A 25,829-nucleotide genomic window follows, 5' to 3' on the forward strand; every position below is an offset into this window, starting at 1 on the left:
ATCCAGGTATGTTGGTAGTGCAAAGGGTAAGGGCTAATGTAGATGCTTGCTCGAAGTTTTCTTAGGTGATATTTTTGCTTGTAATTGTATATTCACATTACACAAGTCAAATTCTATCAAATCAAAATTACACCTTGTAACTATTAGCTATTTTCAGCAAAATTCCGTAAGCGCATCAGTTGACGCCTCATTTGAGGCGAGGCTTTAAACTCAGAAACCTCCTGCGCCTTCACAGACGCTTGTAGTGTCTCCAAAAAGTCATCAGAACCCTCAGTTAGTGCGTCTAGTAGCACCTGTAAAAGTTGTTCGCGATCGCCCAATAGACTTTTTTCCTCAATCAAACGGAATTTGAGATGAATTTCGCACTCATAAACACCCACTTCGAGATTATTTATTTGGCGCGGTAATGCTTTGGAGTTCATAGTCTTGAAGATTCCTTTACTTGGTGTTCATGTAGTTGAGGTGCTAAAGATTCAGAAAAAAATTCTTTATATTTCTTGCGAATACAAAGAGGTGTTTCAATTAAGATTTTTTCCTCATCCATCAAATTTACATTCCATTTTTCACTCTCCTATTGTGTGCCATCTAGATTTTTACTGTCTAATTTCTAATGATCCTGTGCTAGTTATGGCATATGTGAGTCATAAACTATTATTCAGTTTTTAAGATTCCATACAATAAAGTTTCTGTAAGAACTTTCCAAACCTTGTTAAAAGTTTTTACATCAACTTTATCTAAACGTCAATAACCGTTTTTCTTTTTACGGTATACTAAGTATTATTACTTAAGTAAAAATGCTAGGTTTTGTTTTCGATTAAAGCTAGGTAACATAGTGGACAATTTAAGTTAAATTACTAAATGTTCGCTTTTTTATCCGTGAGCTTAAAAGGAGTTAATCAGTAAAATTATGAACTGTAAAAATTTTGTTCTGGAGTATCACACAGACTAAACCAGGATATTTTAGCCCAGAATTTTACAAAAAAGTACAGCAAGTTTTAAATATTACTAGCTATACTGAAAAAATATTGAAATTTCAGGTTTGAGCATCCGTCTCAATCATCTCATCAACTCCCACAAAACATCAATTTGATTTTTTGACTCTTGCTCATAATATTGCTTGAGCAATTCTTTTTCCGCTTCAGTGACCTGATAAGTGATCAATTTTTCAGGTCTTGCTACAATATAATACCGCTATTTGGGGTATTTTAAGGCATGGATATAAGATTAAGAAACTGATTTTAACGCTTAATGACTAAGAAATAACTGATGTGGAAAATCAGAGTTAGTACAAGTAAAAATTAACGATTCTCAGTACCAAAAAGCTAAAGTTAATACAAAAACATCCCGCTTTTTGAAGTTGCACCTTTTTTTGTCTGCTTCTCACTGTTCTGCTGACAAATTTCCTGCAAGGTTAGGAAAATGTTAGAGTATAATTATTCTAATGTGTGTGGTGTGACAAAATCAAACCGCATCTGCTCGCTCGGCTCTAGCCACAGAATCCGCTTCAAACCCTAGAATTTTAGTAGTAGCAGTAACCTACCGAGACAGTATGCTGGTTAAAGCTCACAAAATATCTTCCACAGGGAACTAAAGCTGCGCTAAAAGCTCGTAAGTTGAGAGAATGAAGCTCAGGCACAGCAGTTAAAATGATTGCAGTGTAATTAACCAAAATCTTACACATTTTTATGGATAACCCGATGCTGCTCAAGTCCACAACCCGTCATATTCGCATTTTTGCGGCGGAAATGGACAAGGATGAACTAGTTCCTAGTAATCATGTATTGACGTTAGATATTGACCCAGACAACGAATTCAACTGGAATGAAGATACTCTGCAAAAAGTTTATCGCAAGTTTGATGAACTGGTAGAGGCTTCTAGTGGTGTAGATCTCACAGATTATAACTTACGCCGAATTGGGTCAGACCTAGAGCATTATCTGCGATCGCTCCTACAAAAAGGCGAAATTAGCTACAATCTCTCTAGCCGTGTGACTAACTACAGCATGGGATTACCCCAAGTTGCAGCCAACGCAAATCAATAAGGTTATGAGTTATTGGTGAGTTATAAATTTTGTAACTCACCAATAAATAATGTTAAATAAATTGCCAATCGCTGATCGGTTCGACAAATATGGAAAATGACGCGGCAACGCTCTACTGCCCAAATGAATATTGTCAAGCTGTTAACCCCCTGACCTACAAGTTTTGCCAGAGATGTTCCACACCTTTACCTAAGCGTTACCTCCGGGCAGTGGGAGATAGTTTGAACTTGGGTATTCCTGGAGAAATTTTAGCCGATCGCTATTTAGTTATTAGTCAATCAATAATTTTTGATCTCAAGCCTGGTTTATTACCCCAAATACCTGAATTAGATAATTTACAGCAGATTCAAGCTTATCTCAAGCTAATTCCTTACCGCTTACACATCCCGCAAATATATGGGATGCTCTCTATTAACGAGGGGCAATCTCTATTACTCCTAGAACAACCACCCCTATTAGCTGATAGTACAGCCTCTCAAATCAATCTGTGCAGCAAGTTAACAACGGCTTGGGGTGATGCCTCATCAATACGGCAAATGAATTGGCTATGGCAGTTAGCTCATTTGTGGCAACCCCTTTTGACCGAAGGAGTAGCCTCTAGCTTATTAGACCCCAATTTATTACGAGTTGAAGGGTCTTTAGTGAGGTTACTAGAATTACATTTTGATTCACAAACAGCACCAACATTATCGCAATTAGGAGAATTTTGGCAACAACTGCTCAAAGAAGCCAAGCCAGCCATAGCTGAATTTGTCAAGCAAATTAGCAATTCTCTCATTCACGGCGAAATTAACACATCTGAGCTATTAATTAAAGTTTTAGATCAAGGATTGGCAGGATTAGGGCAAACCTCATCGGGACGGAATTCACCCACCCAAACCACCATTAAAATCGTCACGCGAACAGACACAGGCCCTAGTCGTCAACGGAACGAAGATGCTTGTTACCCTTCTAGTGGTGTAGTTGTGAGTAAGCCGCCTCAACAAACTGCCTTAGCTATCGTCTGTGATGGTATTGGTGGGCATGAAGGCGGCAACATAGCATCAAGTTTAGCCATTGAAACCATTCAGCAGCAGGTCAAAGAACTAACTTCTGTTCCTTATGAAAACATAGATCCCTTACTGCTGTTAAATGATTTGGAACAGGCTGTAGCGCTTGTTAATGATAAAATCAGTCAACGCAATGATACTGAACATCGCCAAGGAAGACAACGGATGGGAACGACCTTGGTAATGGCCTTACCCATTGCCTACGAAATGTACATTACCCATATCGGTGATAGTCGTGCCTACTGGATTACACGCCACGGTTGTTATCAAGTTACCCTGGATGATGATGTGGCTTCCCGCGAGGTACGTTTAGGTTATGCTATTTATCGTGAAGCATTACAACATAGTGGTTCTGGTTCTTTAGTTCAAGCTTTAGGGATGAGTAAAAGCGCCTCATTGCATCCAACATCCCAAAGGTTTATCATTGATGAAGATGCAGTCTTTCTCCTCACATCCGATGGATTAAGTGATTTTGACCGAGTGGAAGAGTATTGGGAAACAGAAATTTTACCAATTATTTCTGGTGATACAAATATAGAAAATGCTGCCCAGCGACTGATAGAAATCGCTAATACAAAAAATGGACATGATAATGTCACGATCGCTTTAGTACATTCTCAAGTCAAATACTCCGAACCAGAGGTGGCTCTCAAAGCAGATATTGTTACTACTATTTCAGCCAGCAAAACGGTAGATTTGACACCAAAAACAACAAACAGCACAATTTTAGGCAATTCCCATCAGCAAACTCAGGTAATTCCCGAAACTAAGCCGGTGCGTGCTTCTCAACTACCACTCCAATTACTAATTCTTTTAGGGGTACTTTTAGCAGCAGGTTCATTGGGATATTGGCTCAAAATCCAACGGCAGCTACCTTCTAGAATTACAGATCCCCTAATTCCATTTGCTAGTCCACAACCAACAATAACTGAAACACCTACACCAGAAACCTTGGAGAAACAGGAAGATTTTTCGCCCGCACCAGTTGGTCAACCGCCCGCGCCTTAGTGCTTGGAGGTAGCAGGAAAGAAAGCTTTTATGATTAGATATAGAAGGCTTTTTAACTGGATAGATATTTCCGCCACACTGCATTAGTGATTATCATCACCGTCATGGGATATGATAATGCAGGTAATAAACAAAATCAAAAATTCACTAGGTACAAATTTCTTCCTGCTGGACAAAAAAGTTTATTGTCAATTATTTGTTCTTAGAGTTTAGTTTCCACAAATCCATGTCCTGCCTGAATCTGGCGATCGCCCGTCTGGTAAATACTGGCACTGATAACTTCGCTATTTGGGTGGTTAAGGCTCCCTATCCCAGTGGTTATGTTTTGCGTGACTGTGTTTTCGCTACTGAACTTAGTCAAATTTGGCAAGAATGGCAACAAATGTTTGCTGGTCATAGCCCCATAGATATTGGTTCATTATCGACATCTCCAGGAGTAAATACATTACCAATTAATTCGAGTTCACCCCTGGTTGGTCAAACAACAAGTCCTTACAGTAGTCGTTTGATGCAATATTTGGGCATAAGTTTATGGAGTTGGGTATTCGATGGGGCAATTCTAGGTAGTTTAGAACGTAGTCGCGGGATGGCTATGGGTCAAAATAAACGTTTGCGCTTTCGCTTAGAAATTCGTGACCCTGATCTCATTGCTCTACCTTGGGAAATTATGCAGCGCGAACCCGGACAGTCAGCAATATCTCTTTCCCAAGATATTTTATTTAGTCGCACTACCAGTGAAGTTGAACCCTTACCAAATTTGCGAGCTGATCCAGCTTTAAATGTCTTATTGGTTTTAGGACATGATGACAATCTAGAATTGGAAAAAGAAGCTGCTATTCTGGAGAAAATATTGTCAGAATGTAGTCCATCTGGTAAAAATTCTGTATCAGCCTGTATGGTGAAGACACTCTTGCAACCCACTCCACAACAGTTAATTCAAGAGTTGGAAACCAAAGCTTATAATGTGTTTTTTTTCGCTGGCCACGGTCTGCCTGCTCCAGATGGTGGTTTATTATTTTTGGGGACAGATATGACCCTAAATGGTATAGAATTAGCCCAAGTACTAACCCGCACAGGTGTAAAACTTGGGGTGTTTAATGCTTGCTGGGGAGCGCAACCAGCGACAATTAATCAACAAGCGATACCAGCTAGTAGTTTAGCAGAAGTACTCATCCGTCATGGTGTACCTGCGGTCCTGGCAATGCGGGATGAAATTGCAGACCAAGAAAGTCACAGTTTTATTCAAGCTTTTGCAGAAGCATTGCGATCGCGGAAACCAATTGATGAGGCAGTAGCCGCAGCTAGGCAAGAACTGTTAACAATCTATAAGTTCAATCAACCTGCTTGGACATTACCAGTTCTCTACCTACATCCAGATTTTCATGGTGATCTGATTAAAGGTATTGATGAAGGAGTTACAGAATTACCCGATACCGCTATTTCTGGACTAGGTTCTCCAATACCCACAGCTTCTTTGCGATCGCTCTCCCCAGAAGGTAAAACTTGGTTACTGCGTTCTGGTGTCACTCGTATTGGTCGCACAAAGGACAATGATATTATCATTCCCGAACTCTATGTTTCTAAACGCCATGCCGAAATCTTATGCCGAAGTATTTTCACTGGGACTAAATCAGTTCAAACTTACTATCTGCAAGATTTCTCTACCTATGGTACAACTTGGTGTTTAGGTCAAAATGGTTGGCAACAAATTCTCCGCGAGGAAGTGCCTCTAAGATCGGGAATGCATTTAAAGTTTGGTAGCGCTAAAGCTGAAACATGGGAGTTTCTGATTGAAGAACCCTAAGGGAGAAATAACCACCGACAAATTTTTGGACTTTAACAATTTACTCTGAACACAAGACAAGTCTAATTATTTTTTGCGGAAATCTGATCCTTCCAGTTGTAGCTGTCAACAAGGCTAATTAATTATGAGGTGAAACATGATTAATAAAATTAACGGTTTACATACTTGTCACGATTTAAAATCTTCAGTAGATCTAGAGTTATTAGAAATACTACTACAACCTGAAGATGCTGCTTATCCCTGGAATCCCGATGATCAGGAATCAGAAGCGTATTTTAACAAACTAGAGCAGCAGCTTGGGTGGCAGGATTTACTAGAAGAAGACCTGGCTACACAAACGCAAGATTTTTATCACAATCTCGATGCAATTTGGTCTCAAGTTTATCATTCTAAAACTGATCATGATGAACAGCCAGCTAAAGGTCTACAAGCATCCTTGCATAGTGCTTTTGCTGCCTCTGTTCCTTCCAGTTGGCTAAATGCGATCGCTCAAAAAGCAGCGGAGATTATTAGTTTAGAACAATCAGCTAGTGAAAAACTAGTAGAATGTGTTCAAGCTTTACTACCAACTTGGGGAACAGATGATCTATTAGTTTTAGCCCGTCCTTTTGCATACTCTATGCGAAGTAGCGAACAACAACATTTGACATCTGTAATCAATAATATTGAAAATCGAGAGTGGACTAGTTTATCAGAAATAGAACAGGCCAAAGTTAGTTTAGCGATCGCAGACTATGCTCTCAAACAACTTTCTAGCTGAAAAACCTAATTTTAATTTTATGCCCTCATTCACGGGCTGATATTGAATTAGGATGGTAATTACCTTTTAATTTTTTGTGGCGCTGTGCTTCTGTGTCTCAAATTCACTTGCTGAATTTTAGTTTTTTAGCCATAACTGCGTCAGCATAAACCACATATAGACTAATTAGGAAAATTAAACCATCTATCCTTAGACATAAAAAATCTAGGGAATAGGTGATAGGTGATAGGAGGCAGGAAGCAGAAGAAAGATATTACTCCCTAGTCCCTAGTCCCTAGTCCCCAGTCCCTGATAAGTATTTTATTTGGGTTCGAGAAAGCGAGTAGCGAAATTTTGCGATCGCGTTGGTGATAAAACCCGTGCTTTGAGAATTGCCGCCATCAAAAAAGCGTAAGATAAAACACCCACAATCACCAACAGCAAGGCATTAATAGAACCCGTAGCATTCCACAAAGCATGAAGTGCAGAGGCACTCAAATAACCAACCGAGAGAATCTGCCAACCCATCATCGGCTTGAGGACAGCTAACCCGATAAAATACCCCAAATAACCGCTGTAAGCCATGTGTCCAGCTACAGAGCCTAAAATGCGTGGAATCAGCAACTGTAAACCTACCAGCTGACCAGCACCCACCCCTGCTTGTTGAGTGACATTTTGCGTAATTACAGGTACATATTGACCAAGAGTTTCTAGCAAAGTAAAACCCACAGCCGAAGCAGTTCCCAGCAAAATACCATCTAGAGGTTCCCAGACCCCTATCCGTTCTCGCCAAGGTGATGGCAAGGAATTACCGATAAAATATGCACCTAATACTGGTAATGCCTTGAGAAATTCTTCCATCAAACCAGCGCCAAAAAACATCCGCACCAGTAATTCTGTGAAGGTAATCGAGTCTTGAGACGAGGGTAAACTACCAGGAAGAATAACGCGAAAGACAAAGATAAAAAAATCTAATAAAGGACTGAGCAAAATCAGTGCTGTACTCAATGCCATAGCGATGAGTACCCACCAAGGCTTAGGTTTACCACATAGTTGATAAACAAAGTAGTAAGCAGCAGAGGCGATATACGACCCGACAATCACTTGATTTGCTTGGGGATTGCCGACAGTCCCAAACATCAACACAACAAAGATAACTGTTAATATTCCCGGTACAAGGTAAGCTTTGCGAGTTAGATCTTTACCAGTGGAAATAATGGGAAACAGTTGTGTGAAGCTTACCGAATCGTGCTGTGATTGCCGTTGCCGATTATTTCCCGATGCAATTACTGTCCCTTGGTTAGCTGTCATTAGTGTTACTTGAGGGACGAATTCATACTCAAAAATGAATTGCGGCCCATCAGCACCCAGAGAAATGCGATCGCCTTGGTGCAATTCCTGAGAACCTTGCAACCGTTGTCCATTTAAAAAAGTGCCATTAGCGCTATTTAAATCGCAAATTACCCAACTGAATCTGCTATCTGGAGATAAAGATAAGGGACGAACCACTGCATGACGACGAGATACCATCCGGTACATCATGGCATCCAAGACAACTTGGCAGCTGGGGTCGCGTCCAATGACCATCTCTTGACTAGGAAGCAGCGAGTAGCGAGATTCTGAACCAGAAGCTACGACCTTACTAGACACTAGCCGCAGAAATGCATTATGTCTTGCGTTTTTGCCTGTCATCGAGTTAGTGAGTGTGTCTAAACAAATTCTATGGCTTACGCCACGCTATCAAATGTATTGGTAGTAGACTTAACTTTAGCCATATTAACAGCAGCACCATTGATAAATACACTATAGCCTCACCAACCGTTGCTTTGCTCCAATTAAAAATACAAAATGCCGAATTTAAACCCCAGAAACCAACAAATGTCGATTCACGGTTATTTTATAACTAAAAACTGACCACTAAGCACTGACTAAATCAGATTAAATTCTGTCATGGCTCTGGAAAAGTTTCTGTTTTCATGTCCTGAACGGCTAAGTTTAATCAGAGCAAAACGTTGTAAGGGTGTTAACCCCAACCACTGTTGTAAGGTGATAGTAATGCCTATTTCTTGTGCTTTATCCTGAATACTAAGTGGTACAGTTGTAGCATCTATCCAAGGGGGAAGAGGGTCAATTGGTAATCGGGTAGCTGGTATACCTGTATGGTCTAAAACAAATTTTTGTAGATACTCTTGATAAAACTGAATTTCGGTTTCTGTGGCACAGGGTAATTGAACTAAAGTAGCACGTTCTGATAAAGTCATTTGATTCCAATCAGACAATTTGAGTTTGATACCACAGGTATCTAACTTGTAACGTACCAGCATCGGTATACAACGGAGAGCATCAACAAAATCTGCTTCAAATTCAAAAAAATCGGTTTTCATATAAACTTTAAAATTTCCGATATCATCTAGGAATGAACTAATTTCTATGATTAGGTCTACTAGAACGAATTATGAAATAACTAATTGAAAGGGCAAGTACAGCAGTTCCTAAGCCAATAATATCAATTCCTGAGACCTTTTCTAAGTCTAAAATAATAATTTTTCGGGCGACAGCAATCAAAGAAGTCACAATTACTAATTCTACGTGCAAGACGTGTTTTTGTATATAAGCTGTGATATTTTCTAAAATTTCCAAGGCAATTAAAACATTTAAAAATAAACCAAATACCTTAAATAAAATGGTATTAAAGTTACCATAAGTTACATTGAATAACTCTTTAAACAGAAAGAAACTCAAATCTCCAATAGCGGCAAAAATTACCACCATCATCAAAATAGAGAGAATCTTAGAAACCACCACCACGATGTTTTCAATGAGGTACATGAAGTTATCATCGCAGGTCAAAGATTTAATTTGCTTAAATAATTTCTTCATTAGGTAGTGTCCCATGCTTCAATCAACAGTTAGAAATCCTCATGAAGGCAATTGCCTTTTTGGTAATAGGACTTAAGCCGATTTAACTGCCTAAAGTCAAGAAAAAACAAGCACTCAGGTGTTTATTTCTCCAAGTCAAGAATCAAAAAAAATAATCGTAACTATAAATTATTGACTCTAGTACCAATCAGTTGATGAGGAATTCACTTAGAAGCTTACCATTGTGAAGACTGAAGTTGATAATTTTGAACAGTATTTTCTACAGGAATTGGGACTAGCTGCACAGCACAAGCTTTTAATTCTGGTTGCAGAGAATCAGGACAAGATTCTGAATGGGTGAGATTGTTTGCTTCAGCATCATCAGCCCATAGCTTACCCCAGTGCATGGGGATAAAGACAGTACCAGGAGAAATAGCTTTTGTAACTTTAGCGGGAAACTTAGTTTTACCACGACGCGATCGCACTTCTAACCACTGATGATCAATAATTCCCAGCGTCGCAGCATCACGGGGATGAATCTCAATAAACGGTTCCGGGTGCATTTGGCGAATTTTCTCAATTCTACCCGTCCGCGTTTGTGTATGCCAATGTCCGTAAAGTCGTCCTGTAGTTAATATAAAAGGATAATTAGGATCAGGTGGTTCAGCAAGTCCTTTTGAGTAGTATGCCCCAAATCTAGCGCGTCCATCAGGAGTATGAAAGAGTAAATCTGTATAAAGACGTTTTGTGTTCTGAGTTTCGACTTGAGAATCATTTACTTCTTCCAGTTCAAAACTCATAACTCCTGTGTCTGAATCAATAAATATTGGTTTTGCTTTCTTTTCTGGGTGAGGCCATTGAGTGGGTCCATGTGCTTCTAATTCTTGATGACTCAAACCAGACATATCACAAGGACGCTGACGAGTTAATTGTACAAACTCAGCATAAACTTCCGCAGAATTATTAAAAGCAAACTTATCCTCAAAACCCAAACGTCGTCCCACTTCTGCAAAAATTTCCCAATCTGGTTTTGCTTCCCTTGGTGGTTCACGAAAAGCTGAACACAACGTCACTCTTCTTTCAGAATTAGTCATAATCCCAGTTTTTTCACCCCACTGTGCCGCCGGTAATAAAACATGAGCATAAGCCGATGTTTCTGTAGGGTAATAAGCATCTTGATAGATAGTAAAAGGCGATTTTAACAACGCTTTTTTAGTGCGTTCTAAATCTGGCATACTCACAGCAGGATTAGTTGCAGCTATCCACAATAAACCCACATTTCCAGATTCCAACCCAGTAATCATATCCCAAGCAGTTAAACCAGAAATAGGTGAAATTTTACCCCTTTCTAAACCCCAAAAATCCTCAACTTCTGCCCGATGTTTGTCATTTTTTACCAACCGATAGCCCGGCAACAAATGTGCCAAACCTCCCGCTTCTCTTCCTCCCATTGCGTTAGGTTGACCAGTCAAAGAAAAGGGACCAGCGCCAGGCTTACCGATTTGTCCCGTCATCAAATGTAAATTAATAATAGTTCTAACTTTAGCTGTACCTTCTGACGATTGATTGACACCCATCGACCATAAAGAAAGTACAGATTTGGATTTCCCCCAATATTTAGCAGCAGTTTCTAAATCTTCAATATTAATACCACATTGACGTGCTACCACATCAGGAGAATAGTGACTAATTACTTCTGCATAAGCTGGAAAATTGCTAGTACAATCATCCATAAAAGCTGTATCTATATAATTCCACTTCATTAATAAATGTGCGATACCATTTAATAGATCAATATCCGTTCCGGGACGAATAGCTAAATGTAAATCTGCGGCTTCTGCGGTGGGAGTGCGACGTGGATCAACAACTACCATTTTGACGTGACGATTTTTCTTATGATATTTTGCCAATCTATTAAAAACAATCGGGTGACATTCTGCTGTATTCGTCCCAATTAAAAAAGCACAATCAGTTAATTCCAAATCATCATAGCAACAAGGAGGCCCATCAGCACCAAAACTTTGAATGTACCCAGATACCGCACTAGACATACACAACCGGGAATTAGCATCGAAATTATTAGTACCTAAACAACCTTTGAGTAATTTTTGAGCAATATAATAATCTTCAGTTTGAAATTGTCCAGAACCATACATACAGATAGAATCTGTTTCATTCTGTAAGCGTAATGTTTGAATCCGTTTGGTAATAAGATTGAAAGCTTCGTCCCAACTAACACGGCGAAATTCTTGATCTAAAGAATTGCGCATCATTGGATAATGCAATCTATTTTTATTTAATGATTCTGTAATAGTTGCACCTTTGACACATACCATTCCTTGACTAGAAGGATGTGATTTATCACCTCTAACTCGCCAAGTTGGAGTTCCTTCACTATCTCGATTTGTAGCTTTTCCATGTTGGGCTGGTGGGGAAACTTCTAAACCACAACCAACACCGCAATAAGGACAAAGTGTTTTTGTGAATTCATTCATAATTTTAGTATTTTTTATTGCACGCAGAGACGCAGAGGCGCGGAGAGAATGAGGAGGATTTTTGATGTAGGAATATGTTTTCTTTCTATTCTTACCTTTGCGCCTCTGCGCCTCTGCGTGAGACAATTATTCTTCTGTGATTAAAATCGGTTGATGGTTAATTATTTCTGCTTCGCTTTCATTATCAGATGCAAATGAATCTTTTGGTTCTTTGAGGAAGAATGCACACATAAAGGCGCAAATCATTGCCGCTACACCCATTGTAGTAAATAGGGTTGATGGGTCGGTTAAGCTATAAATTGTGAGATAAACTACGCCACCAAAGTTGCCGTAAGCGCCGACGTTTCCTGCTATTTGTCCAGTTGCTTCTTTTTTAATTAATGGGACTATTCCGTAAGTTGCACCACAACCAGCTTGAGCAAAGTAAGCAGCGAACATTGTCACTGCAATTGCTAGGGGGATAGGCCAATCTTTGTTAATAAAATGTGCCATTAAATAACCAACAGCAATCCCCAATGAAACAATTGTCATTGTCCATTTACGAGAACCTAATTTATCAGAAATTAAACCACCACTAGGACGAGAAACTAGGTTTAAGAAGGGATAGGTTGCAGCAATCATTCCGGCTACTACGTGTTCTAAACCAAAGGTTTTTTCAAAGAAGGAAGGTAGCATGGAAACGACCGCAAGTTCTGAACCAAAGTTGGTAATATAGGTGAATTCTAGTAATGCTACTTGACCGAATTGATAGCGTTGATTTGCAGGGTAAGTTTTTTGCCCAGTTAGTAATTCTTGATTAACTTGATATGCTTGGTAAGTTTGGTAAGCGAATAATCCTGCTAATGCCAACCAAGCTATATACATTTGGCTGGTGGTGAAGAAGTGAATATTTTTTTGTTCTAAGCGCCAAGCTAATAAACCTAATGCAAAAATCAACCCGAAGTTAGAAACAATCAGCGCCCAAAAGCTTTTGATTGATGTTACTTCTAAAGAGCCATTTTTCTTGGGCTTTTTATAAACTTTACCAATGGGTGTATCTTGAACACTGTTGTAGTAAAATACGCCATAAATTGCGGTAACAATTCCTGTTAATGCGATTGTTAATCTCCAGTTAGAACCACTACCACCTAAAAAGCTAGTTGCAATTGCAATTGTTGGTAAAGCAAATTCTGCTCCAAATGCGCCAAAGTTACCCCAACCGCCATAAATACCTTGAGCAATTCCCATTTCTTTGGGAGGAAACCATTCGGCTACCATGCGGATACCAACAACAAATCCAGAACCGACTATTCCCATTAATAAGCGACTGATAACTAGTTGGTTAAAGTCTTGGGCTAATGCTGTTGCTAAACAGGGAACAACAGCAAACATCAATAACAGGGAATAGGTAATTCTGGGACCAAATTTATCCAGCAACATCCCAATAATAATTCGGGCTGGAATTGTTAAGGCTAAATTACAGATGCCTAATGTTTTAATTTGTTCAGGTAATAAATTTAATTCTTTCCCAATTGTGGTAGCGAAGGGGGCAAAGTTGAACCAACAAACAAAGGTTAAGAAAAATGCAAACCATGTTTGATGTAATATGCGATAGCGACCTTTTAATGAAAATAATCCTTTTAGCATTTGCTTCCCTTACAACGTAATTAAATCTCTGAAAAATTGGATATGAAAATCCACAGACAATTATGAAATTGCCGAAATTAATGATTTATCAAACGCAGATAAACGCGGATGATTTGATGTCTAGTTTTTGAGGTTAAACAATTGCTGGTTCTCGCAATTTTGCACCAAATTTGGTAATTAGTATTTCTCTCAATATGGGTTGTAAGTCTTCACAGGGAATACTTTTTTGCACACAAGTTCCTAAATGTGCGTCTTTTCCAACTGTTCCACCCATGTAAATGTCTACACCTTCGGACATTTTGCCATTTTTACGGACTTTTGTTCCCATTAAGCCAATATCTGCTACTTGGGGTTGTCCACAGGAGTTAGGGCATCCTGTCCAATGAATTCGCACGGGACGTGATAAGATTAGTTCAGATTCCAAAACCTTAATCATTGCTAAGGCGCGGTTTTTGGTTTCTATTAATGCAAAGTTGCAAAATTGTGCGCCGGTGCATGATACTAGCGATCGCATTAATAAACCAGGATTAACTGCAAATCTCTCTAATATCGGTTCTGTAAAAAATGTTGTTAAACCAGAATCGGGAATATTGGGAATAATGATATTCTGTTCGACTGTAAAGCGAATTTCTCCACTGCCATAAACTTCGGCTAATCGGGCAATTTCAAACATATCATCAGCATACAATCGCCCAACGGGAATATTTAAACCTGCGTAGTTAAATCCAGGTTGTTTTTGTTGATATATCCCTACGTGATCACGTTTTTCCCAGTCAATTTCATCTTTAGCTGCTGCGGGTAATAATGATTTACAAAAGCGCTTTTCTACTTCAGCGCGGAATTTTTCTATACCCCATTCATCAAGTAGCCACATTAAACGGGCTTTTTGTCTATTTGCGCGTAAGCCATGATTTCGGAAAATCTCAACAATGACTTTGCATAGTGATACAACCTCTGCGGGAGATACCCAAACATTTAGAGGAATAGCTGCTTCACAACGTTTTGCAGAAAATAAGCCGCCGACAAGGACGTTAAAACCAAATATTGGTAATTGATCTTGATTTTTTGAAAAAGCGGGAATAAAGGCTAAATCGTTAATTTCTGCGTGAACTGAATTATCTCTTCCGCCAGTAATCGCAATATTAAATTTACGGGGAAGATTGCTAAATTCTGGATTACCTTCACCGTTGTTAGTGAGCATATCTTGAATTTGCTGCACTAATTCTCTGGTATCATAAAACTCATCCGCATCCAAACCCGCGACGGGATCACCTGTAATATTGCGGACGTTATCCATCCCGGATTGAATGGTGGTTAAGCCAACTTTGTGAAATTTATTAAAGATATCTGGGATATCTTCAATATTGATCCCGCGTAATTGTATATTCTGTCTGGTGGTAATATCAGCGCTGCCATTTTCACCGTAACGCTGTACCACTTCTGCTAAAGCAGACATCTGATTGCTGGTGAGAATACCGTTAGGTAAACGCATTCGCATCATGAATTTACCGGGAGTCACTGGGCGGAAGAATACACCTAACCATTTTAGGCGATGGTTGAGGTCGTTTTCGTCCATTGCTTCCCAACCAATGTGGGCAAAATTTTCTATTTCGTCTTTAACTGCAAGTCCGTCTTTTTCGGCTTTGAATTTCTCAAATTTATTGAGTTTTTCGGTGGTAGTTGCTGTTTCTGTCATGGGCTGTTTTCTGGGGAACAGGATTGGATTAACTGTGTATCCGTGTTCTTATCGGTTCTGTACTTGCCACTTTGGGGAAATAACTGATAGTAGTTTCCTGGTTGGTGGTGTAACAGTTGCGATGTTGTTACGTTAGGGTGATTTTTCATCACAATTCGTATAGTAGGTTACGAAATTTGAGTGATTATGCAGAAAACGGATATAGCAATTGCTTTTTTTGGATAATACAAACAACATAAGGCATTAAAAAGAAATGCCCAATGTCATTCTGTTCACGTTCACGTAGTGTGCCGTAGGCATAGTGTGGCGTATGACTCCTAGGTCGTCACGCAAGCTATAGCCATACGCAACAAAGTGTAGTGAAGAATCCTCCGAGATGCTAGAGCCTCCGTCTCCCGTAAGGGATGCGTTTTGCTTTGCTACACTCAGCATGACAAAACAGGATCATTTATTTTGTGGCTTACTCTAAAGATGCTTCTTGGTTAAAAATGGGTCATTATCACCTCGACCATTTATTGTTTTTTTTGCGATTAAGAAAAATTCGCAGATTACGCACAAGTTAGAAGCAGTGAAATTTCAAGGTGTGCCAATTTATATTAGTTGCATTACTTGTTTTGAAATCAAAAGAGGTTTACTTGCTGTTAATTCCCCTAAGCAAACAGAAATTTTTAATAAAATTGAACAAGATTACCAAATTATTTTTCTAGATGATTTAGCGATTTTAGAAAAAGTGGCAGAAATTCATGCAAATCTCAGATTAAGAGGATTACCAATCCAAACAGAAGATATTTTAATTGCTGCAACTGCTATTATTAAAGGTTTTATTCTGGTTTCTAATGATAGTGATTTATTGAGAGTTGAAGAATTAAGTTTAGAGAACTGGTTACAGGAATAATGACAGTACCAAAGTTTAGAAGTAATAATATATATTAGTGGAAAATCAGATATTAATTACAACAACTATGAAACGTCGTGAGTTTATCAATTGGGTGGGTTTAGGTTTTTTAGCTAGTTCTTTACCTGTAGCACTTGCTGCTTGTTCTCCTGAAACGACCACTACAGCATCTTCCACATCTGATGCAGCTACTCAGAAATGGGAAAATGTGGGTACTGTGGCAGAATTAGACAAGAAGGGACAATTATTAGTATCAGATTCACCAGTGGGTGCAGTTTTAGTAGTGGGTACATCTAAAGCTGCCCAAAGTTTGATTGCTGTTAACCCTACCTGCACTCACAAAGGTTGTACAGTCGCATGGAAAACAGAGAAAAATCAATTTGTTTGTCCTTGTCATGATGCAGAATTTGCCCGTGATGGCAAAGTGCAGGAAGGCCCAGCCGAAAAACCACTAAAAACTTACCTAGCTAAGATTGAAAGCGGTTCTGTCTTTGTAAAAACAGCTTAATACAGCAGATCGCAGGTAAATAAAACACAAAATTTAAATCAAAAAATGGCTACTACCACGCTGTGCTATCAAGCATTAAGTCTGGTTTTACTCTTGGAGGGGTTTAGCAATGCTAAACCCAGATTTCTCAATTCTGTTCTTTAACTGCCGATTGATTTTAAAATTGGTATCAAAATCTACTAAACTGAGGAAGTGAAAGCCTCAAATGTAATCCAGGCTACTAAAAATGCGTTTAGAGCAGTTGCAAGCTTTTTTGGCGATCGCACAAACAGGCAGTTTTCAACAAGCAGCAAAAAAGTGTGGTGTGACTCAATCGACTGTCAGCAGACAAATTCAAGCACTAGAAGCAGATTTAGGTGTAGAACTATTTCATAGAACAACTCACGCTAAACTGACGCTAGGGGGTGAACGATTGTTACCTCGTGTCCGCAAAATTTGCCAAGAGTGGGAAACTGCAACGGCAGAATTAGCGGATTTAGTCGCGGGAAAACAGCCAGAATTATGTATTGCGGCTATTCATTCGGTGTGTGCATCTTATTTACCACCAGTTCTGCAAAAATTTTGCCATAATTATCCAGATGTACAGTTGCGTGTAACATCATTAGGAAGCGATCGCTCTCTCAAAGTTCTCAAAGACGGCCTGGTAGATTTGGCAATTGTCATGCATAATCGCTTTCTCATCACTGGTAGAGAAATGGCGGTAGAAGTACTATATGAAGAGCCAATTGAAGTTTTAACCGCAGCTAATCATCCCCTAGCCAAGTATGAATCTATCCCTTGGTCAGATTTAATTCAATATCCACAAGTGGTATTTAAAGATGGATATGGGATGCAACGTCTGATCCAAGATAGATTTGAGCGACTGGAAGCTACACTTATCGCGGCTTTGGAGGTAAACACTTTAGATGCTTTTCGCGGTGTAGTTCGTCAAGGAGAACTCATTGCTTTATTACCTCAGTCTGCATTAATGGAAGCAAAATGTGATCCTAGTCTGGCAGTTCGTCCTCTAGCCTGCAATACTAATTTAGCTGATAATTCGAGTTTGACCCGTCGGGTTGTGATGGTAACAACTCACGACCGTCTCCAGATTCCTCCTATTCAGCATTTTTGGCAATTAGTTAAGGATAATATTCCTCCGCAATTTGACCAAAAATTTTCGGCTTCATAAGAATATGGATTAAATGAACCGCGTTCGCGAAGCGTCTCGAAGAGAAGGCGCGAAGGGCGCGAAGGAAGAAGAAAAAGAAAAAGAAGAAGGAAGAGGTAATTTTCCTAATAGGGACTTCCAAATAAAAAATGCACAAAAATTTCTTGTGGTGCGGGCAAGATATGCCCGCAAATTATCAAGGACGGGCAGGATGCCCATCCCACAAGATTGAATAATTTATTTTCTGGTGTTCCCATAACTAATAACTAATGAGCAATATATTTAGAGAGTTATTAAAAAAAGTAGGTAGCGGAAGTCATACGTCTGAGAGTTTAACTCGTGCGGAAGCTGTTGCTGCTATGAAAATGATGTTGTTGGGTGAGGCAAAACCGGCGCAAATAGGCGCATTTTTGATTGCTCATCGCATTAAACGTCCCACTGGGGAAGAGTTAGCAGGGATGTTGGATGCTTATGATCAGTTGGGTCCAAAGTTGCAACCAATTGATGCTGCACGTCCGGTGATGGTTTTAGGTATACCCTATGATGGCAGAACTCGGACTGCACCAATTAATATTATTACGGCTTTGTTATTAGCTGCTGCTGGACAACCAGTGGTAATGCATGGGGGCGATCGCTTTCCGACAAAATATGGTTTACCTTTAATAGAGATATGGCAAGGTTTAGGAGTCGATTGGACTACTTTATCACTGGCTCAAACTCAGCAGGTTTTTGAGCAAACAGGAATTGGTTTTGTTTACACACCACAGCATTTTCCCCTCACTCAAAAGCTTTGGGAATATCGTGATCAACTTGGTAAGCGTCCTCCATTAGCGACTATGGAGTTAATTTGGTGTCCTTACGCTGGGGATGCTCATATTATTGCTGGGTTTGTTCATCCCCCTACAGAGGCTATGTTTCAGGTGGCTTTGGGGTTACGAGGGACAAGAAAATATACTTTTGTCAAAGGTTTGGAAGGTAGTTGTGACTTACCGCGCGATCGCACTGCTATTATCGGTTTATCTTCAACTAACTCACAAGAGTTAGAACGGTTACAACTCGCACCCCGTGATTATGGTTTTACTACCAAAAATGTCCCTCTTGGTACTACGGAGGAATTAATAACCGATTTTCAAGCTGTTTTGGCTGGTAAACCAGGTGAACTAATGCAAACTGCTTTATGGAATGGCGGTTTTTATCTTTGGTTGAGTGGTATTTGTCCAGATATGACTTCTGGTATTGCTAAGGCAGAGGAGTTATTTATTAGTGGTGCTGTAGCTAATCAACTTCTCCTACTGCCATTGTCTAATCAAAAAGTTTAATAATGGTCTAAAAGCTATTAGAAATCACATATTCAATGCTATTTGGCGGAATTTTGGCAAAGGCTTCTAATGGGTTTTGGATACCCTTGGCACTCAATCCCCTGAGTTTGTCGCTTGTAATTGTTGCACCTGTTCAAACGTTAAACCAGTTACTTTTGCCACAAATTCAATAGACATACCCTCTTTGAGCATATTGACAGCAACAAGCTGAACAGCTTCTTCTCGACCTTCTTCTCGACCTTCTTTCCGACCTTCTTCTCGACCTTCTTCTCGACCTTCTTCTACCAATAATTGATAAGTTACTGACTCACGCATAATATCTCTCCGCAGCAAACGCTGAATCACTTCTTTTTCTAATACTAACCCAGCTAAAATAAATGCAGATGCAGCCAGGTTACTTTGCATCTGTTTGTCAGGGATTTTATCTATGGCGGTTGCCACTTCCTGCAAAGTGTTGACTTTATTACCAGTATTGCTTAAAACTGCAAAAGGCAATAAACCGGGAGTTTGTAAGAATGTTTCTGTCGGTTGTTCCCATAAGCGAATTACTTGGAAACGATGGAACGTTTCTTCTAAAGTAAATGTAGTTTGCTGAACGAGTTCTGAATCAGTCTTTTGCAAGTAAACCACTACTTGACGCATTTGCTTGGTAGGAAAGCGACGATATACCCGCAAACGGTAATCTGTCATGCGAAAAGGAATGTTCTTGTCTGGTTGAGTCTGAAACTCAATATGCACGACCATTTCTTCTGATTGTCTAAGAATAAGAGCATCAGCGCGAATTGGTTCTAAGGATAGTTCTTTTGGACTTAATTCAGTTAGGATTATGGGTTCACCTAACAACCAAGTAGCGAAATCGCTAGAAAAGTTTTCTACAAGAAATTTACACAGATTGTCAAACATTAAACAACTTTATCAGAAATTTTGATACATAAGCAAGATTGCCATCTTCTGTAGCGATCAACTCTGCATTTACCTACACGTTTTCAATCCCTAATAGGGAGTAATAGAAATTGCAATAAGCAGAGTATTTAAGTGCCATCAGACAGCTAAAGCATGTTTCAATCCCTAATAGGGAGTAATAGAAATTGCAATACTGCAACTATTATAATATTAAATATCTGTAATCTATTAAGTTTCAATCCCTAATAGGGAGTAATAGAAATTGCAATTTCCTGATGAATATGGCCCGATGAGAATGTCGGTTTCAATCCCTAATAGGGAGTAATAGAAATTGCAATGACCAAGCCTACGACTTACTCAAGTCTTACGCAGCAGTTTCAATCCCTAATAGGGAGTAATAGAAATTGCAATCCCCGTTCCCCGTTCCCCGTTCTTTGCCTGCTCAGTTTCAATCCCTAATAGGGAGTAATAGAAATTGCAATGTCACTCCTACCAATAAAAGCCATGCTTACCAGAGTTTCAATCCCTAATAGGGAGTAATAGAAATTGCAATTTCCCCTTGACGCTGTTAGGAATCTTGAGAAAGTTTCAATCCCTAATAGGGAGTAATAGAAATTGCAATTCTTATCTTGTAAATGATGTTTTTTATGGGGTATTTGTTTCAATCCCTAATAGGGAGTAATAGAAATTGCAATCTGCCACACTTCCACCCCCAACCACTTCTATTGAAGGTTTCAATCCCTAATAGGGAGTAATAGAAATTGCAATCCCACAAAGGCAACGGTTAAAGCGTGGTTTTATAAAAATGTTTCAATCCCTAATAGGGAGTAATAGAAATTGCAATTTAGCTGATGATGTGACGATAGCCGAGAACACCAAAGAGTTTCAATCCCTAATAGGGAGTAATAGAAATTGCAATGCCAATCCTTCCATTCAGGAGGAGGGTTACCAGGGTTTCAATCCCTAATAGGGAGTAATAGAAATTGCAATCACGTACTCAAGACCTTCTTAAGCTTTGGTTTAAGGTTTCAATCCCTAATAGGGAGTAATAGAAATTGCAATTAGCTAATTTTGGAGGTCAAGGTACTCTTGCCGGAGTTTCAATCCCTAATAGGGAGTAATAGAAATTGCAATTCAAATTAGCCCTTATTAAGCCACCTACAGTATTTGTTTCAATCCCTAATAGGGAGTAATAGAAATTGCAATGCAAGAAGAAATTAAAAGCTAATTTAAGCGGCAATAAATTGTTTCAATCCCTAATAGGGAGTAATAGAAATTGCAATGTAATTAGGGATGCCGGGAAATGGGAAAGCAGCGAGTTTCAATCCCTAATAGGGAGTAATAGAAATTGCAATCATCAGTTAATTGTTTGAGACTAACCGCAATTATTGTTTCAATCCCTAATAGGGAGTAATAGAAATTGCAATATTGCGCCAAGACCGCTACACCCTGAGGAGAACTAAGGGGTTTCAATCCCTAATAGGGAGTAATAGAAATTGCAATATCCTCTAACCCATCTGATAACTCATCATCAAGGGGTTTCAATCCCTAATAGGGAGTAATAGAAATTGCAATCAAGCATCAGTTGAGGAATCAAAGCGATCGCAATCCATGTTTCAATCCCTAATAGGGAGTAATAGAAATTGCAATAGCATGAGTATTTGTAGAATCGGCTCTATTGCAAAGTTTCAATCCCTAATAGGGAGTAATAGAAATTGCAATCTTTTAAAAAAAGAAATACAATCAGCAAAGGAATATTTGCGTTTCAATCCCTAATAGGGAGTAATAGAAATTGCAATTGGTATCTGGGCGCATCATGAATATTCTGATAATGATGTTTCAATCCCTAATAGGGAGTAATAGAAATTGCAATGAGAAAAATAATGGAACATCCCAGGTTGGGAGCAGTTTCAATCCCTAATAGGGAGTAATAGAAATTGCAATCATTGCAGATATCTAAAAAGGTATCTGCTTTTTTATGCGTTTCAATCCCTAATAGGGAGTAATAGAAATTGCAATCAATACCTGCTAAAGCCACAGGCGCCAATGCGTTGTTTCAATCCCTAATAGGGAGTAATAGAAATTGCAATATCCGCAAAGATTCTAGTCAAAGATATTCATACAAGTTTCAATCCCTAATAGGGAGTAATAGAAATTGCAATGTCGTCTTTAAGGAAAAACAGGAGGAAGATTATGAGTTTCAATCCCTAATAGGGAGTAATAGAAATTGCAATTATTGTTAAATACTTCCGTCCATCTGCAACTTATGGTTTCAATCCCTAATAGGGAGTAATAGAAATTGCAATCCTTTAGTCAGTTCTCTCCTTTGTTCCAAGGAAAGAGGTGTTTCAATCCCTAATAGGGAGTAATAGAAATTGCAATAATTATGAAAGTCATTAATATCAACCGCAAGAAGCATGTTTCAATCCCTAATAGGGAGTAATAGAAATTGCAATAGCGGGAGGCTGAAAGCCTTTACATATATAGTTTTCAAGGTGCGGTTGCGCGGACAAAATCATCATAGTCCATTTCAGAAAATGTGTCAAGAGTGAAAATAGCTGAAACCCTTGCTGTGTAAGGTGCGCGGGTGGGTGAATCAAAAAAATCCATCAAAGCCTTGTATAGATGTGAATTCAGACATTTTTTGAGAACCCAGATTTTTTACACCCACCCCCTCGCGCATTAAGCGAAGAAAATCGTCGTATCCAGGGGTTGTTCACCACCGATTCGTTCCACCTTACCAAAACAGCAAGCACAAAGGAAATAAAAGCGAATGCTATCAGTATCCGGTTTAATTAGCTTATTGAGGCGCGATCGCAGTTTAGCATACTGGGTATCAGTTAACTGACATTCAAAAATACTATACTGCACCCATTGTCCATAAGACTTGAGAATATTATGGATTTTAGTCCGCCGTTTATCCTCAGAAATATCGTAAGAAACAACAACATTCATCAACTTATTCCCTGTTCCCTATTCCCTTCTTCCTTACTTCAAAACCAAAGGAGGATACTTATCAGTTTCACCCATTAAGTATTTAGCAAGTAATCTAGCTTGCCATTCAAAAGCTTCTCTATAAGTACATTTACGACCCATCACTGGATGCTTAAACTCCGATTGCTTTTTCTTTTCGTACTGTGTTAAAAAGATTTTGCGTCCTTCAGGAGTGAGAGAAACAGCACCGCTTAAAGGTTCAGAGATAAAATCGGCTGGTGTTAATAATTGCTTATTGAAAATAGATAAAACCACCGCGTCTACCACCAAAGGCCGAAACTCCTCCATTAAATCTAGAGGTAAAGAAGGTTTATTATAGCGATCGCAATGCAAGTATCCTAAATATGGATCAAAACCCACAATATTCACAGCACCTTGCACATCATGACGCAACAAAGAATAACCAAAACTCAATAAAGAGTTTACTGGATCAGTAGGTGGACGACGCACACGCTTAGTAAAAGTAAAATCCGGGTTACGAATCAACTGATTAAAACAACCAAAATAAGCAGCACTTCCCGCACCTTCCAACCCACGCAAAGACTTAATATTATGAGTTGAATCAATCGGAGAAATAGTTTGTTCAATGCGAGTAATATATTTAGACAAATCAACATCAGATTCCCGTTGACAACGCATCAAAACTTGACGGTAATTTTTCAACTTACCCCTAATAAAACCTTGCACAACATGAACAGATTGAAGAGACTCACCCGCAGCTTGCCATTGAGCCTTACGAACGAAAATATTCCCAGTCATCTCCGGTTCTAAACGTCCCAAATAATGACCCCTTTCATCAATAAAAGAAAGCGGAATATGACGACTCATTAACTCAAAAACAACAGCCGGCGAAACAGTCGCACGTCCCAACACAACCACATCTTTTAAATGAATAAACGGAATATCTTGAAGAACCTTCTTCTCAAACTTCACATGAATTCGTTCATCAACCTTACCAACAAAAGAATCATTTTGTGTAACGTAAAGAGTCCCCATAATTAATCCTCAACTTGTATTTATTTCTCGTTCCCAGACTCCGGCTGGGAATGCACTCAAGAGGCTCTGCCTCGCTTAAAAACTAATCAATTTGCCTCTTTATATCGCCCAACCTTCTCAACAGCCTGAGGCAAACATCGAGAATAAAGACTACAACCATCACAGCGTTTTGTTTTCACAGGTTTTGGCATAGCACCCGTAAACAACAACATTTGCACAGCTTCAATAGTTGCGATCGTACTAGCTCGTAATTCCGGCGTAATTTCTACTAATTTTCTTTGATGAGTTTGAGCATAATAGACATAACCAGAATTGATATTTTTACCCGTCATTTCCTCCAAACACAAAGCTTGAGCGCAAACTTGTAACTCATCATTATCCCATTCTCCCTTCTGTCCGCGTTTATATTCAATTGGGTAAAATTCACCATTTTCAAACTCAATTAAATCAGACTTACCAATAAGTTGATATTGATCAGACTTCAAATAAATTGCCCGTATCTGCCAAGTCTCATCACGATTTACTTCGCCCACAGTATGAACTCTTTCATGTAAACTTGTGCCTTCAATAGTGTATTGATTATCAATAAACTCACCAGCACAATGAATCCGCCAACAACGATGAGGACAATAGGAATATTGATTTAAAGATGCAATATTCACATAATCATCAGAGTTTAAATTTTGAACCAGCATAGAGTATTAAGGATGAGATTCTCAAAACAATAAAAAAAGAGTTATCTATAGGTTGGGTTAAGCGACAGCGCAACCCAACAAAAGAATTGATTGATAATGTGATGATGTTGGGTTTCCTCGCGTCAACCCAACCTACAATTTTCTTCTCACCATTCCCATACCCATAGTTGTTTTACGTCCTATGCCCGCATACAAAGCAAAATTAGCCAAAGCGTTAACTTGCTTAATTCCTATAGTTTCCACATTGCCAAGAATGCGATAACTAATTTCACCTAAACAACCAATAAACTTATTTTCATAATTGCTAATAACTTCAGTATTGATATTAAAAGCACTAGGATAAATGGCTTCCAGAGGAATATTATTTAACTCAATCCCACTATATTTATTCCACCGATTGAGAAGACTATTAAAAACAGACTCTCTTGTTGGTAAAAGATTATCAAATCCACCTTGACGAAAAGCTACAGGTGTGGAAAAGATGAAATTAAATGTACGTTCCTGCTCACTTGCTTGTTCATAAAGTTGGGTGTAACTACAAGCATTAGCCCAAGGTTGAGTAGATTGAGATGTCCCTTGAATGCTGGTAATATATAAATTAGCTGAACCCAAATGCCACGGTTGTTCTGGGTTAAGATTCAACCATAAAGGAGTGAGTTGACTAAATAAATTGTCATCTAATAAAGAAACACGCCACCAACAAGAAGTACCTGCGGAAATAGGGTTTTGATGAGCATATTGCAAAGTATAAGATTGATTTTTATGCCTGTGTTGTACCTGCAATGGTGACAGAGTAAAAGCTTTATCAGCATTTGATTCGTGTAGATAGTCACCTAATTTTCTATCAACAGAACTCACCAAGTTAAGGAATAAAGCATGATAATGTCTGCCGGTGAGGAAATTGGAGTAAATGGGAGACTGGGGGGTAAGATTGAGAATTAAACTATGAGGCATATTTTTTGCAGAGTGACACAATTTGTAAATAGATAATGCAATTTAAAAGAAATTAAGAGTATAAATTATATAAAGTAATAAAGGTTGCATAAAGAGTAAG

At 39.0% G+C, this 25,829-nt stretch carries 21 protein-coding genes and 1 CRISPR repeat array; of the genes, 9 read left to right on the forward strand and 12 right to left on the reverse strand.

Features of this window, described 5'->3' with window-relative positions:
• Window positions 1-143: 143 nt before the first annotated feature.
• Window positions 144-422: an Npun_R1517 family heterocyst differentiation transcriptional regulator gene (locus tag ACSQ6I_RS06465; RefSeq protein WP_323311182.1), complete on the reverse strand. Its 279-nt coding sequence runs from the start codon at window positions 420-422 to the stop codon at window positions 144-146.
• A 1,263-nt stretch (window positions 423-1,685) separates the two neighbouring features.
• Between ACSQ6I_RS06465 and ACSQ6I_RS06470 the strand changes: the two genes are divergently transcribed.
• The 4 genes from ACSQ6I_RS06470 (at window position 1,686) to ACSQ6I_RS06485 (ending at window position 6,663) form a co-directional block, all read left to right on the forward strand.
• The gene (locus ACSQ6I_RS06470; protein WP_438889550.1) at window positions 1,686-2,042 is read left to right on the forward strand and encodes an NAD(P)H-quinone oxidoreductase subunit M; all 357 of its coding nucleotides are present in this window, start codon (window positions 1,686-1,688) and stop codon (window positions 2,040-2,042) included.
• Window positions 2,043-2,131: 89 nt separating this feature from the next.
• Window positions 2,132-4,099, forward strand: a complete 1,968-nt coding sequence (locus tag ACSQ6I_RS06475; RefSeq protein ID WP_438889551.1) for a protein phosphatase 2C domain-containing protein — start codon at window positions 2,132-2,134, stop codon at window positions 4,097-4,099.
• Between the two features lie 226 nt (window positions 4,100-4,325).
• Window positions 4,326-5,903, forward strand: coding sequence for a CHAT domain-containing protein (locus tag ACSQ6I_RS06480; protein ID WP_438889552.1), 1,578 nt, complete (start codon window positions 4,326-4,328; stop codon window positions 5,901-5,903).
• 136 nt (window positions 5,904-6,039) lie between these two features.
• Window positions 6,040-6,663 (forward strand): hypothetical protein, encoded by a 624-nt coding sequence (locus ACSQ6I_RS06485; RefSeq protein ID WP_438889553.1) that lies wholly within the window; start codon window positions 6,040-6,042, stop codon window positions 6,661-6,663.
• A 300-nt stretch (window positions 6,664-6,963) separates the two neighbouring features.
• On the opposite strand, the gene ACSQ6I_RS06490 is transcribed toward ACSQ6I_RS06485, so the two are convergent.
• The 6 genes from ACSQ6I_RS06490 to ACSQ6I_RS06515 all read right to left on the reverse strand — a co-directional run bounded on the left by ACSQ6I_RS06490 (window position 6,964) and on the right by ACSQ6I_RS06515 (window position 15,318).
• Window positions 6,964-8,334, reverse strand: coding sequence for a PrsW family glutamic-type intramembrane protease (locus tag ACSQ6I_RS06490; RefSeq protein ID WP_438889554.1), 1,371 nt, complete (start codon window positions 8,332-8,334; stop codon window positions 6,964-6,966).
• Window positions 8,335-8,570: 236 nt separating this feature from the next.
• The gene (locus ACSQ6I_RS06495) at window positions 8,571-9,026 is read right to left on the reverse strand and encodes a nitrate reductase associated protein (protein ID WP_438889555.1); all 456 of its coding nucleotides are present in this window, start codon (window positions 9,024-9,026) and stop codon (window positions 8,571-8,573) included.
• 37 nt (window positions 9,027-9,063) lie between these two features.
• A complete protein-coding gene (locus ACSQ6I_RS06500) occupies window positions 9,064-9,522 on the reverse strand; it encodes a phosphate-starvation-inducible PsiE family protein (RefSeq protein WP_438889663.1) in 459 nt (152 codons plus the stop codon).
• 215 nt (window positions 9,523-9,737) lie between these two features.
• On the reverse strand, window positions 9,738-11,996 hold the full coding sequence (locus tag ACSQ6I_RS06505) for a molybdopterin oxidoreductase family protein (protein WP_438889556.1): 2,259 nt from the start codon (window positions 11,994-11,996) through the stop codon (window positions 9,738-9,740).
• Window positions 11,997-12,122: 126 nt separating this feature from the next.
• Window positions 12,123-13,622 (reverse strand): NarK family nitrate/nitrite MFS transporter, encoded by a 1,500-nt coding sequence (locus tag ACSQ6I_RS06510; RefSeq protein WP_438889558.1) that lies wholly within the window; start codon window positions 13,620-13,622, stop codon window positions 12,123-12,125.
• Between the two features lie 133 nt (window positions 13,623-13,755).
• Window positions 13,756-15,318 (reverse strand): ferredoxin--nitrite reductase, encoded by a 1,563-nt coding sequence (locus ACSQ6I_RS06515; protein ID WP_438889559.1) that lies wholly within the window; start codon window positions 15,316-15,318, stop codon window positions 13,756-13,758.
• A 583-nt stretch (window positions 15,319-15,901) separates the two neighbouring features.
• Between ACSQ6I_RS06515 and ACSQ6I_RS06520 the strand changes: the two genes are divergently transcribed.
• The 5 genes from ACSQ6I_RS06520 (at window position 15,902) to ACSQ6I_RS06540 (ending at window position 19,187) form a co-directional block, all read left to right on the forward strand.
• Complete coding sequence (locus ACSQ6I_RS06520) at window positions 15,902-16,213, forward strand: PIN domain-containing protein (protein ID WP_438889560.1); 312 nt, start codon at window positions 15,902-15,904, stop codon at window positions 16,211-16,213.
• Between the two features lie 67 nt (window positions 16,214-16,280).
• Window positions 16,281-16,721 (forward strand): ubiquinol-cytochrome c reductase iron-sulfur subunit, encoded by a 441-nt coding sequence (locus ACSQ6I_RS06525; RefSeq protein ID WP_438889561.1) that lies wholly within the window; start codon window positions 16,281-16,283, stop codon window positions 16,719-16,721.
• A 226-nt stretch (window positions 16,722-16,947) separates the two neighbouring features.
• The gene (locus ACSQ6I_RS06530) at window positions 16,948-17,889 is read left to right on the forward strand and encodes a LysR family transcriptional regulator (RefSeq protein WP_438889562.1); all 942 of its coding nucleotides are present in this window, start codon (window positions 16,948-16,950) and stop codon (window positions 17,887-17,889) included.
• 13 nt (window positions 17,890-17,902) lie between these two features.
• Window positions 17,903-18,100 carry a hypothetical protein gene (locus ACSQ6I_RS06535; protein ID WP_438889563.1) on the forward strand — a complete coding sequence of 66 codons (198 nt, stop codon included), beginning with the start codon at window positions 17,903-17,905 and terminating at the stop codon, window positions 18,098-18,100.
• 37 nt (window positions 18,101-18,137) lie between these two features.
• Window positions 18,138-19,187 carry an anthranilate phosphoribosyltransferase family protein gene (locus ACSQ6I_RS06540; RefSeq protein ID WP_438889564.1) on the forward strand — a complete coding sequence of 350 codons (1,050 nt, stop codon included), beginning with the start codon at window positions 18,138-18,140 and terminating at the stop codon, window positions 19,185-19,187.
• A gap of 93 nt (window positions 19,188-19,280) precedes the next feature.
• Here ACSQ6I_RS06540 and ACSQ6I_RS06545 read toward each other — a convergent pair whose 3' ends face one another.
• The 5 genes from ACSQ6I_RS06545 to cas6 form a co-directional block, all read right to left on the reverse strand.
• Entirely contained in the window at window positions 19,281-20,090 is an 810-nt protein-coding gene (locus tag ACSQ6I_RS06545) for an Rpn family recombination-promoting nuclease/putative transposase (protein WP_438889565.1), read from the reverse strand.
• Between the two features lie 80 nt (window positions 20,091-20,170).
• Window positions 20,171-22,546: direct repeats of the CRISPR family, unit length 37 nt; unit sequence GTTTCAATCCCTAATAGGGAGTAATAGAAATTGCAAT.
• A 226-nt stretch (window positions 22,547-22,772) separates the two neighbouring features.
• Entirely contained in the window at window positions 22,773-23,045 is a 273-nt protein-coding gene (gene cas2, locus ACSQ6I_RS06550) for a CRISPR-associated endonuclease Cas2 (RefSeq protein WP_071189814.1), read from the reverse strand.
• A 33-nt stretch (window positions 23,046-23,078) separates the two neighbouring features.
• Window positions 23,079-24,080, reverse strand: a complete 1,002-nt coding sequence (gene cas1d, locus ACSQ6I_RS06555; protein WP_438889566.1) for a type I-D CRISPR-associated endonuclease Cas1d — start codon at window positions 24,078-24,080, stop codon at window positions 23,079-23,081.
• Window positions 24,081-24,166: 86 nt separating this feature from the next.
• Window positions 24,167-24,775 carry a CRISPR-associated protein Cas4 gene (gene cas4 / locus ACSQ6I_RS06560; protein ID WP_438889567.1) on the reverse strand — a complete coding sequence of 203 codons (609 nt, stop codon included), beginning with the start codon at window positions 24,773-24,775 and terminating at the stop codon, window positions 24,167-24,169.
• Between the two features lie 132 nt (window positions 24,776-24,907).
• Window positions 24,908-25,729 carry a CRISPR-associated endoribonuclease Cas6 gene (gene cas6, locus ACSQ6I_RS06565; RefSeq protein ID WP_438889568.1) on the reverse strand — a complete coding sequence of 274 codons (822 nt, stop codon included), beginning with the start codon at window positions 25,727-25,729 and terminating at the stop codon, window positions 24,908-24,910.
• Window positions 25,730-25,829 lie beyond the last annotated feature (100 nt).

The organism is Anabaena sp. WFMT (assembly GCF_051781005.1).
Taxonomy (GTDB): Bacteria; Cyanobacteriota; Cyanobacteriia; order Cyanobacteriales; family Nostocaceae; genus Anabaena.

What these genes read in the sequence shown, in the direction of transcription:
- ACSQ6I_RS06540 (WP_438889564.1), top strand. Translation starts at nt 18,138, where the DNA reads ATGAGCAATATATTTAGAGAGTTATTAAAAAAAGTAGGTAGCGGAAGT.
- ACSQ6I_RS06470 (WP_438889550.1), top strand. Translation starts at nt 1,686, where the DNA reads ATGGATAACCCGATGCTGCTCAAGTCCACAACCCGTCATATTCGCATT.
- ACSQ6I_RS06480 (WP_438889552.1), top strand. Translation starts at nt 4,326, where the DNA reads ATGTCCTGCCTGAATCTGGCGATCGCCCGTCTGGTAAATACTGGCACT.
- ACSQ6I_RS06525 (WP_438889561.1), top strand. Translation starts at nt 16,281, where the DNA reads ATGAAACGTCGTGAGTTTATCAATTGGGTGGGTTTAGGTTTTTTAGCT.
- ACSQ6I_RS06500 (WP_438889663.1), bottom strand. Translation starts at nt 9,522, where the DNA reads ATGAAGAAATTATTTAAGCAAATTAAATCTTTGACCTGCGATGATAAC.
- ACSQ6I_RS06490 (WP_438889554.1), bottom strand. Translation starts at nt 8,334, where the DNA reads ATGACAGGCAAAAACGCAAGACATAATGCATTTCTGCGGCTAGTGTCT.
- cas2 (WP_071189814.1), bottom strand. Translation starts at nt 23,045, where the DNA reads ATGAATGTTGTTGTTTCTTACGATATTTCTGAGGATAAACGGCGGACT.
- ACSQ6I_RS06510 (WP_438889558.1), bottom strand. Translation starts at nt 13,622, where the DNA reads ATGCTAAAAGGATTATTTTCATTAAAAGGTCGCTATCGCATATTACAT.
- cas4 (WP_438889567.1), bottom strand. Translation starts at nt 24,775, where the DNA reads ATGCTGGTTCAAAATTTAAACTCTGATGATTATGTGAATATTGCATCT.
- ACSQ6I_RS06465 (WP_323311182.1), bottom strand. Translation starts at nt 422, where the DNA reads ATGAACTCCAAAGCATTACCGCGCCAAATAAATAATCTCGAAGTGGGT.
- ACSQ6I_RS06515 (WP_438889559.1), bottom strand. Translation starts at nt 15,318, where the DNA reads ATGACAGAAACAGCAACTACCACCGAAAAACTCAATAAATTTGAGAAA.
- ACSQ6I_RS06530 (WP_438889562.1), top strand. Translation starts at nt 16,948, where the DNA reads ATGCGTTTAGAGCAGTTGCAAGCTTTTTTGGCGATCGCACAAACAGGC.
- ACSQ6I_RS06505 (WP_438889556.1), bottom strand. Translation starts at nt 11,996, where the DNA reads ATGAATGAATTCACAAAAACACTTTGTCCTTATTGCGGTGTTGGTTGT.
- ACSQ6I_RS06545 (WP_438889565.1), bottom strand. Translation starts at nt 20,090, where the DNA reads ATGTTTGACAATCTGTGTAAATTTCTTGTAGAAAACTTTTCTAGCGAT.
- ACSQ6I_RS06495 (WP_438889555.1), bottom strand. Translation starts at nt 9,026, where the DNA reads ATGAAAACCGATTTTTTTGAATTTGAAGCAGATTTTGTTGATGCTCTC.
- cas6 (WP_438889568.1), bottom strand. Translation starts at nt 25,729, where the DNA reads ATGCCTCATAGTTTAATTCTCAATCTTACCCCCCAGTCTCCCATTTAC.
- ACSQ6I_RS06485 (WP_438889553.1), top strand. Translation starts at nt 6,040, where the DNA reads ATGATTAATAAAATTAACGGTTTACATACTTGTCACGATTTAAAATCT.
- ACSQ6I_RS06475 (WP_438889551.1), top strand. Translation starts at nt 2,132, where the DNA reads ATGGAAAATGACGCGGCAACGCTCTACTGCCCAAATGAATATTGTCAA.
- cas1d (WP_438889566.1), bottom strand. Translation starts at nt 24,080, where the DNA reads ATGGGGACTCTTTACGTTACACAAAATGATTCTTTTGTTGGTAAGGTT.
- ACSQ6I_RS06535 (WP_438889563.1), top strand. Translation starts at nt 17,903, where the DNA reads ATGAACCGCGTTCGCGAAGCGTCTCGAAGAGAAGGCGCGAAGGGCGCG.